Below are 9,030 nucleotides of genomic sequence, written 5' to 3' on the forward strand. Positions count from 1 at the left end.
AAAGCGGGGCCTGCGTCGTCAGCCACAGGCGTCCATCAAGCGGGTGGCGCCGCCAAAGGCGCGCAGGGCCGCTGCCATTTCGCGGCGGATGTTCGTCTTGTTGGAGACGGTGATCTCGGTCGCGAGACGTTCGCCGGTGGAGGTGGCATAGCCTTCGGCGAGCGTGCCGCCTTCGGCCTCAATCCGGATCAGGTGGCCGCGGCGCGGCGCTGGACCGACATGGCGGGCGGTGAACTCCCCGAGCTTGCCGGTCAGACCCTTTATGGCCTTGCCCCAACGGATGTGGCCGGCGCCCAGATTGTCCGTGCCGTCGTAGCCTCGGTCGAGCCAGCAGCGCAGGTGCGCACGCTGTTGCAGGAGCGAGTTTTGCGATCGCTCCATATTCGCACATAGCGGCAGTGCGCTTGCAAAGGCGTCGACGATGCGAAGGTAGTCGCCCTGTACCGCAATCAGGACGTCATCGATCTCGTGTCCACTGAGGATGGCCCGGAGGGCATCGCCGTGGCTAGGATCCGCGATCATTTCGTCGGCGCGGGAAGCCGTGATCGGCACCTTCGTCTCAACCGGGCAGCCATTCACGACGAAGCCGTCATGGCGGTCGATCGTGACGATCGTCATGGCCTCGGTGCCGGGTCGGGCGCGGATCTCATCAACGAGGCGCAGACTCGAGACGCGCATCAACCCTGGCGTCACCTCTTCGATCGTGGCGTCAGAGACGATCAGCAGACGCCTTGACCACCGCGTTGGGCGGGCATGATCGTTCGGCTTTGGCCAGCTGCTCGGCGCCGGTCGTGCCATCGGCGGTAGCGGCGCTACCGGGCGTTGATTATCCCGGCGAATGGAGGCGAGGTTGCTGCGTCGCGCGGCGTCGAACAGGTCGGCCTGGTTACCGCCACCATCGGCAAAACCACGGTCATAGGCCTCGCGCTTGGCGTCCTGCCGGCGCGAGCTATCGGCGCAAAAGCGATGCTCCCAACCGGCATCGGCCGCGGTCCAGCCGCTCGCGTAGGCAACGGCCAGATCCAAGTCATAGCCGTAGCGATCCCGGCCACGCAGGATCGCAATCTCGCTATCGACGATCGTCCCTTCCCGGGCGCGCGATTCCATGAAGGCGAAGTTCCGGGTCTGCCGTTCGGCCTCCGTCCTGGCAGCGATAGCGTCGTTCAATGGCTTCATCGCCGCGATACGTTCGCGTCCCCTTGCCATCCGGTCCTCCAGTGGCGCCGTGGGTGGCAAATCCGGATAGGATCGCCAGATCAGGGCCAGCTCGGTTGCCTGTTCGACCGACCGGCCACGCGTCAGCCAGCAACGCATATCGGTGGAATCAAAATAGTCCGGCTCTACGGCCTCGGCGTCATGTGGTGACCGGACAAGGGGGAACGCTCCCGCCGGGACGATCCCGGTGGGCTGCGATTGCAGCATCAGCATTGGCTCAATCCTTCAGCGGATGGGCGGAATTACGCTGCGGTCAGACGTTGGCGCGCGGCCTCCGCCTGTTGCGGAAAGGCCGCTGCGAGGTGGCCGTGAAGGATACCGAAGTCAGCGATCGGGAACGTCCCGTCGGCGTTCGGCCTCGTCGTCAGCAGCGCACCGATAACCAGCTCGACGTGGTCGAGGCGTTCGATCTTGGCGACCGAACCAGCGTAGATGACCGGGGGCGTAAATCCGGCCTCGAGCCATGACCCCAGACCCTCCTCTACCGCCTCGGCATACGCCTGAACGGCTTCGTCTTCCTCGTCCTCGATGTGGAGGGCAAGCGTCCGATAGACGCCAAAGTCATGCCGGTTCGTATGCGGTCCAAGCTTGCAGCCGGCGGGCGGCATGCCGTGCCGCGCGATGATCGCCAGCTTGTAGGCGAGGATCTCGAACGTGTTCACCGCCTCGAAGTCCGGCGTCTGGCCGAGTTGGGCGCAGTCCTCGTTGGCCGGTGCGCCACCAATATCGATAATGTAGGACATGGGGTATCTCCATCGATCCACCTGGATCGACTCAAACCCCATCCCCCTCCCCTCTAACGCCTGCGAAGCGGGTTGCTCAGGATCGATAAAGGAACGGGCGCACCGCGCGCTGCGCCGGTCCGTCGACAGATCCCAGCGTCTTCAGGCGGTCGGTCTCAAGCGTGGCGCCGAGCGTTTCCGGGAGGTCGGCATAGCGTGCGGCAATCTCGATCGCCGCTGCTGCGGTCGGTAGCTCGTCGGGCTCCGTACCCTGCCATTCGACCATGTCATCTTGGCCTTTTAGGGTCGGGTGAGGACGCAGGACCTGAACGAAGAACGTCGCCAAGGGTCGATCCCAACCGATCGCCACGGTGGTGCCGGCGTTGCCGGTGAAAGTATGACGGCTCATCAATTAATCCCCCAATCGGTCAGGAAGCGAGCGTGATCCACGCAAGCTGCCACGGGCGCGGATGCGGCGTAAAGCGGAGTACGCCGGGGACCTGTTCAGCATCACCAGCCAGCCGCTCGACCAGCCAGTCGATGTAGAGGATGGCATCGGCCATATCCCCCTCGAGCAGGTCGTCGAGCATCGCCGACTGGCGCGCGTGATCCTCGGTGAGCATCGACCAGTCGAGCGCATCAAGGAAACGCTCGCGTCGCTCGATGAAGTGCGCAATGCGCGTGGCGTCGGCTCGTGCAACCGCGAGCGCGTGCTTGATGTGCATGGGCATCACTCCTTCAGGCGGCGATCAGGACCGGGGCGACAGGCGCGACCGGGCGGATTGCGATCGACAGATCACGGCGCAGGCGATCAGCGAAGCGGTCCGGCTTCAGCAGATCGGCCATCGGCGCGTAGTGGTTGGGCTGGCTCGTGCTATCGCAGACAGCCCGGTACGCGACCTCGCGACCCTCGTGGCGTGCGCCGATCCTGACGGTGACGGCAAACTCGCCGGCCGCCAGCAGGACATGGCCAGATTGATCGCGTTCGCCCTGAAGCGACACTACCTCGAATGTCCCCGGTGCCAGGCCAATGCAGACGGCGAGGGCGTTCATCGCCTCGGTCGCTTCGATATGAAAACGCTCCTTGGCGCCGGCATCATATTCCACGCCGCGGATTGCGAGCGCCAGCAGCGTCGGGAACCGCTTCAGGTCTTCGAGGCGGCGCGTGCAGGCGTGGCGAAGTACGTCGCGGGGCGCACGATTGGTCGACACGATTGCCATGTGACGCGCCAGCAGCACGACAGCGGGGTCGCTGTTGGGATCGACGCCGGCATTGCGGCAGTCGTCGACCGCTTTTGCCATCGCGTGCAATGTCGCGACGACGGTGTTGAGGGCGCTCGGGTCCAGCGCTTGCTGGTGGCGGAAAGGCACATCGTAAATCATCGACGCATGCTCCGAATGAGGACCGTGCGCTCTCTCGGCGCACAATCTTCACCCCCCCTCTCTTCTCCCGCGACACCTGGTTCGCGCTCGTATCGTCAGCCCCTCAGGGCTGGGCGCTTGGGCACGTCTCGGGAAAGATGTTGCCGGATTTTGGCAACATCTTTCCGGCCTCTAGCCGGCCCCTGCCCCTCCGTTTGCTCAGAAGGGGTAGGGCGACGACGTTCTCGATCGTCACGGCACCAGTTCGACATCAAGTGCGGCGAAGGTGTTGACCGGGCGGGAGCTGTCGTAGCGTGCTGCATCACACAGGCCTTTGAAGTCCGGTCCCTCATACTGTGCGAAGCCTAGGTGATCGCAGCCGGTGATGCGCTGCCCCGTGACGCCGACCTTGCCCTTGGGCACCCAGTCGGCCCAATCTCCGGACGCTGAGCGCACCCCGATCTCTCCGATCGCGGCCTCGTAGAGCGTTACCTTCTTCAGCACGTAGCTATCGCTTGGGATGATAACCTCGCCGGTGAAGGCACCGTATTGCATCGGCCGCCAGTGACGTGCCGTCTGATGGGCAAGGTCGCGCTCGATATCGAACAGCGGGTCTTTTAGTGCGGCGAACTCGGTCTCGAAGCCGACGACTACCAGCGACCAGTTGACGTCCTCCTCGTAATAGGTGCTGTCGAGGCGCAGCGCATCGGGCATCGCCGCCTGACGCTCATCCGAGAGGACGAAGCCACCATGCGAAGGGGTGGTTACGAACCAGATACCCGGCAGACGCTGGATCGCGGTATCGGGGGTGTCCCAGAGCGTATGCACGGGTGCGGGGGTCGAAGTGAAAGCGGGCATGATCGTCTCCTTGATCGATGCCCTTCCCCTCCCTCTTCCCTCCTTACGTTCAGCGGTCCGGATTGCCTCGGCCCCGGCTCTCGCAGGAGAGACGTTCGCCGCGACGCCATTTCGCCGGATCGATGAAGTAGCCGGCATGCACGCCGGCATGTCTGGCCTCGGCGTTTTCATAAGCGGCGAGATAACGCTGGGCGCGCTCGGGGTCGCCCTTCAGGTAGCTGGTCGCCGGCACGGCAAGCCCCGCTGCGATCATGCTCTCACCAACTTCCTGGCCCCCAATCTCGACCGTTCCGATCGGACGACCGTAGCTTTGCTTGCCCGTTAGGCGGATCGTGCTGCTTCCTGACTTCAGGAGCTTGGACGCATAGTCCTGCGCGGCCTTGCCGCACGGCCAGCAGCCGTCCGTTTTGCGGCATAGTTGCCGCTTCTCGAAGGCATCGGCCCCAAACAGCCTGACATCGAACGACACCGTATCGCCATCGATCGCCCGACCGTCAGCTCGGATCATCGCTGGGTCTTCGGCCTGGGAGGCGGCCCCTCCGCAGGCGGCAAGGGCGAAAGCGAGGACAAGGGTCATGCGCATGCGCGTACGTCCTGGACCGTGGCGGCGGTCGTCTCGACGATCAGCCACGGCTGCAACGGCTCGCCCGTAGCGACGATGTCGGTGTGGATCCCGTCAAGGCGCATCCATGCGGCGACCCTGACGGCGTTGGACCTGCTGCACAGGATACGGCGCAGCGGCGAGAGGGGCGTGTCGGCAGACATGGCGCTATCCATCATACTGGTGTCGCACACGCGGTAGGGGCCGCGAAGACGGTGCGGTGAACTTTGGTTTCGGGGACGACAGACCAGGCCAGGTCGCGGAAATGCGAGATGCGGTAGTGGCCGTGCCCCTTGTCGCTCCGGAAGGTGATCTTCTCGCCGCTTTTCACGACGATGAACTCGGTGCCGGTATGCCCATCGCTGAACGAAACCGGGCGGGGAAATTTGATCCGCATGCCGTTATCGATTTTGCGGGCGTGCAGCCTTAGCCGCACAAGGCAACGGCGCCGCCAATCCAGCGCACTCTCCTTGCTGGTGGGCGACAGGAGACGCAGTATCCGGGCAGGGCATCCGGCCTCGCAGGGTCCCATCGATTCATCGAGGTCCTTGTACGCAAATACGTATCCGTCCCTGGCCTTGGGGTTCCAGCGCACCAGACATACCAGTGCGATGACGTAGAGCGGCTCGTCGTCTGAAATGATTTCAGCTGCTGCGTACCAGACGCGGTTTCCGACGAACGCGCTGTCGATAACGCGCAGCCCTCGCGTGCCGCCACCATCCAGCGCACGGCTGTAGGTGAACTGGTCGTCGAGATAGGCCTTGGGGTTCGGGTGGCCGGCCATGCCGGCGCTGGTCATCGAGAGCCAGCCCATGTCGTGTTCTCCGGTTCATGCGGCTGCCCGCGTTTCTGCTGTAGCCTCGGTCGAGAAGGCGCGAAGGTAGGAGAAGGCCTGTTCGGCCTTGGTGGCGGCGAGGAAGATCGCGGTCTTGTCGGCGCGCAGCACCCCCAACCAGTTGGCGAGGTAGGAGGCGTGGCTGTCGTGCAGCTCGGTCGGGAGACCGAGATCGCCGCAGATCATGGCGGAGCCAAGCTCAGCGACCAATTCTTCGACACAATATGCGTTGTCGCCGAAGCGCTTCCCGAAGGTGCGATCGAGCCGGGAGGCATGGCCTGCCCAATGGATGGTCTCGTGCGCCCGAACCGATGCGTATGCGTCTGCCGACTTGAAATTGCCGGTGTGCGGCATCTGGATATAGTCGAAGGTAGGGTGGAAGAACGCGCGGTCACCGCCGTGACGGACCTTAGCCGGGATACCGTCAAAGAAGGCGTCGATGCGATCCTGCCGTTCTGAGATCAGCAAAGGGGTCGGTGCGACCTCACGCGGGTAGTAATAGTCCGGCAGGCCAACGATTTCGTCGGCGTTGAAGACGACATAGGAACGCAGAAAGCGGATCATCTGGGCGGCGGTCGCACCGAGGAGATTGGGCATTCCGGCCTTGCGGAAGGTCGAGGCATAGACGGAGAAAGACGGTCTGGCATCGCGGTTGATCTCGCCGCCAAGTTCGCGGGCCTGACGGGCGGTCATCCAATAGCGGCTGCGATAGCCATAGGTGTCGGCGGTCGCCCAGAGCCACAGGGCATTGATTCCAGTGTACGGAACGCCCTCATGGCGCAGTGGCCTGCCGCCCTCGCCGGTAACCGACCAGGAGCGCTGCCACGGCAGGGTCCCGGCTTCGAGCCGTGCGATGATGGCGGCGGTGATGTCGGCCGCAATGTCGCGGGTTGTAGCGGTCATGACGCTGTCCTCGTTAGCGGTGAGGAAAAGGCACTGCCGGCGCCGCGAAGTCGCGGGCCGGCAGTGAGGCTGCTCAGAATTGAACCGTCGTGCCGCTATTCGGCCGCGACGATCTCGTTCACATCGTCATCGTTCTGGTGATCGAGTTCGATCTGGGCGCTGCCATTCGTCTCGACCCCGTCCGTCCCGACATCGTCCGGGCCGTCACCGACCAGGGCGGCAAGATCGTCTTCGCCGGTGTCGTCGCTGTCCGCCTCGACCAGGTCCGCGAGATCGCCCTGCGCGCCGTCGTCTTCGCTCTCATCCCCGACGACAGTGTCGCTGAAGCGCATCGCGGTCGGCACCCATTTCAGGGCAGCTTCCTTGACGTCGGTCTCGACGATCGCTTCGCCAGCGAAGAGCTTCTGACAGGATGCCGAGATCTCGGTCTTCTTCTCGCTGGCGTGGCGGCTAGACAGCGCTGGGCCTCCGACCTCGTCAAGCAGCGAGATCAACGACCCCTTGGAAACCCGGTCGAAGAAGTTCTCCGACGTCGGGCGCCACCAGCTGGCGACATCGACCTCGAGGATGCTGGCCATGCGGCCGTGGAGCGGGTTCTGCCGGTTGGAGCCGTAGGACTCCTTGGCCTCCAGCGACGTCGCGACGATGTACGCCAGCCATGCGCTCTTCACCTCGTCGCCGAGCGCGCGGAATGCCTCGAACCGCATGACCTTGTTGTCCGACTCGCCCCACGATTCATCGAGCCCGTCCCGTACCTCGGCGAGGTAGTCGCGCGCGCGCGATCCCGGCATGTTGGTCGACAGGATCGGATCCTGCGGGGCATGGGCGCTGATCGTCGTGCCGTCGTTCGAGGAGGTGCCACGCCGTGCATCCACCATGGCGAACAGCATATAGTCCAGCGCCAGGCCGGGACTGGCGATCAACGACGCCGCCAGGACATCGCGACGCTGCATCGCGAGCTGGTCGCTCAGGACCTGGCTGAGTGCCTTGCCACCCGGCGCTGCGTTATCGGGGTCGACCTCCTTGGGACTGCCGGCCGTCACCGGCGTCGCAGCGCCTTCCTCGATGCGGAAGGTCCGCTCCGCCCGGACGCGTTCCGAGCCCTCGCCGTCGTCAACCCCGTCGTCCGTCTCGTCGGTCTCCCCATTTCCACCTTCGACCGGCTCCGGCTCGACCACCGTCACGCGGATCGGCGTCTCGCTGTAATAGGTCTCATCCAGGACCATCGTACCGGTCTGCGACAGCGTCAGAAACGCGCCGACGCGCGACACGAGTTCAGCGGGGAGTACCGAGGGGCGACGTTGCAGCGCTTCGAGTTCCTCGCCAAGCGCATCATGCTCTGCGTCGCAAGCGGTGAACGCCTCTTCGGAAAGCTCGTCGTTCTCCATCTCCTGCTGCAGTTCGCCCATGCGCTGCTCGATCTCGTCGACGCGCTGTGCCTCGGCCGGCGACATGGGCTGGACCGGCAGGGCGATGCGGTGGAGGCTTCGAGCCGCATCCCAGGTGCTGTGGCTGGCGACAGGCCGGATCCAGGCAAGACCGCGTTCCTCGCCGATACGCTTGGCTTCTGCCTCCATCATCGCGGCCGCGAGGGTCTGTGCGATCTCGGGGTTGGTCCAGCGCTCGCCCGCTTCACTGAACAGGTCGCGGTCGACGACGCCGCCTGCGGCCTCGTAGGATTCGACGCCGACCAGGAGCGCGATCGGATCGTTGGCCCGCATCGTGTCGTTGGCGATGACGCGGCGGATGGCGTCAGCGTTGTAGTGAACCATCGAGCTATAGGTCTGCCAGACGCGCAACTGACGCTCGTGACTGCCAGTCGAGGCGTAGGCCTTGGCCATGTCGAGGGTTAGCTCGCCGTTCGCCAGAGCAGAGAAGATCGGCTCGGCGAGATCGGCGAGGCGGAGGCGACCGTCGATGAAGCGGCGTGTAACGCCAAAGCGTTTGGCCACAGCGTCGATATCGGTGCTGCCATTCAGGAAATGCTGGAAGGCGCGGCATTCTTCGGCTGGGCTGAGCTTCATGTGATGGAAGCTGACCGCGAGCGAGGTTTCGGTCAGTTCGGCATCGTCACCCTTCAGGACACGCACCGGCACGTCATACTCGTCGGGATTGATGACGCCGCGAGCGACCAGCATGTTAAGGGCACGCCAGCGCCGGCCGCCATCGAACACCTCGAACGTGCCGCGTGGCCGAGAGACCGGCGTAACGAGCAGGTTCTGGAGGACGCCGCGGGCTTCGAGGTCGGCTGCGAACGGCTCGATCTGCAGCGATTCATCAGGCGCGGTGCGGACGTTGCTGGCGGAGAGGCGGAGCTTCGAGAGTTTTACGGACTGGATCATGGAAAATCACCCTTCGTTACTGAGCATCCGATTTCTTCGGACACCATTTCCCTTCCCCCTTCCCTCTCCTTGCCGCCTTGGATACCTCGGCACAATTCAATGATATTGTTCGATTAAGTATTGTCAGAGATACCGTTCGTACTATCTAGCGACACCCCCCAAACAGCTTTCTATCTAGATGCGGAAAATATG

Annotated in this window: 11 protein-coding genes; all 11 read right to left on the bottom strand. The window is 64.1% G+C overall.

Going from position 1 to position 9,030, the window contains the following annotated elements:
* Positions 1 to 18 precede the first annotated feature (18 nt).
* The 11 genes from AC3D24_RS22405 to AC3D24_RS22455 all read right to left on the bottom strand — a co-directional run bounded on the left by AC3D24_RS22405 (position 19) and on the right by AC3D24_RS22455 (position 8,838).
* Positions 19 to 1,428: a hypothetical protein gene (locus AC3D24_RS22405; protein ID WP_489033777.1), complete on the bottom strand. Its 1,410-nt coding sequence runs from the start codon at positions 1,426 to 1,428 to the stop codon at positions 19 to 21.
* Between the two features lie 29 nt (positions 1,429 to 1,457).
* A complete protein-coding gene (locus tag AC3D24_RS22410; protein ID WP_489033779.1) occupies positions 1,458 to 1,958 on the bottom strand; it encodes a hypothetical protein in 501 nt (166 codons plus the stop codon).
* 76 nt (positions 1,959 to 2,034) lie between these two features.
* The gene (locus AC3D24_RS22415) at positions 2,035 to 2,346 is read right to left on the bottom strand and encodes a hypothetical protein (RefSeq protein WP_489033780.1); all 312 of its coding nucleotides are present in this window, start codon (positions 2,344 to 2,346) and stop codon (positions 2,035 to 2,037) included.
* Positions 2,347 to 2,365: 19 nt separating this feature from the next.
* Positions 2,366 to 2,662: a hypothetical protein gene (locus AC3D24_RS22420; protein WP_489033782.1), complete on the bottom strand. Its 297-nt coding sequence runs from the start codon at positions 2,660 to 2,662 to the stop codon at positions 2,366 to 2,368.
* Positions 2,663 to 2,675: 13 nt separating this feature from the next.
* Complete coding sequence (locus AC3D24_RS22425; RefSeq protein ID WP_489033784.1) at positions 2,676 to 3,320, bottom strand: hypothetical protein; 645 nt, start codon at positions 3,318 to 3,320, stop codon at positions 2,676 to 2,678.
* A gap of 231 nt (positions 3,321 to 3,551) precedes the next feature.
* A complete protein-coding gene (locus AC3D24_RS22430) occupies positions 3,552 to 4,157 on the bottom strand; it encodes a DUF7007 domain-containing protein (RefSeq protein ID WP_489033785.1) in 606 nt (201 codons plus the stop codon).
* A gap of 49 nt (positions 4,158 to 4,206) precedes the next feature.
* Positions 4,207 to 4,740 (bottom strand): thermonuclease family protein, encoded by a 534-nt coding sequence (locus AC3D24_RS22435; protein WP_489033787.1) that lies wholly within the window; start codon positions 4,738 to 4,740, stop codon positions 4,207 to 4,209.
* Positions 4,731 to 4,922, bottom strand: coding sequence for a hypothetical protein (locus tag AC3D24_RS22440; RefSeq protein WP_489033788.1), 192 nt, complete (start codon positions 4,920 to 4,922; stop codon positions 4,731 to 4,733). Before AC3D24_RS22440 ends, AC3D24_RS22435 begins: the two co-directional genes overlap by 10 nt.
* A gap of 11 nt (positions 4,923 to 4,933) precedes the next feature.
* On the bottom strand, positions 4,934 to 5,572 hold the full coding sequence (locus tag AC3D24_RS22445) for a DUF6927 domain-containing protein (protein WP_489033789.1): 639 nt from the start codon (positions 5,570 to 5,572) through the stop codon (positions 4,934 to 4,936).
* A gap of 15 nt (positions 5,573 to 5,587) precedes the next feature.
* Entirely contained in the window at positions 5,588 to 6,496 is a 909-nt protein-coding gene (locus tag AC3D24_RS22450) for an ArdC family protein (RefSeq protein WP_489033791.1), read from the bottom strand.
* Between the two features lie 95 nt (positions 6,497 to 6,591).
* A complete protein-coding gene (locus AC3D24_RS22455; RefSeq protein ID WP_489033793.1) occupies positions 6,592 to 8,838 on the bottom strand; it encodes a ParB/RepB/Spo0J family partition protein in 2,247 nt (748 codons plus the stop codon).
* Positions 8,839 to 9,030: the final 192 nt, after the last annotated feature.

This window comes from Sphingomonas sp. SL1004 (assembly GCF_057815015.1).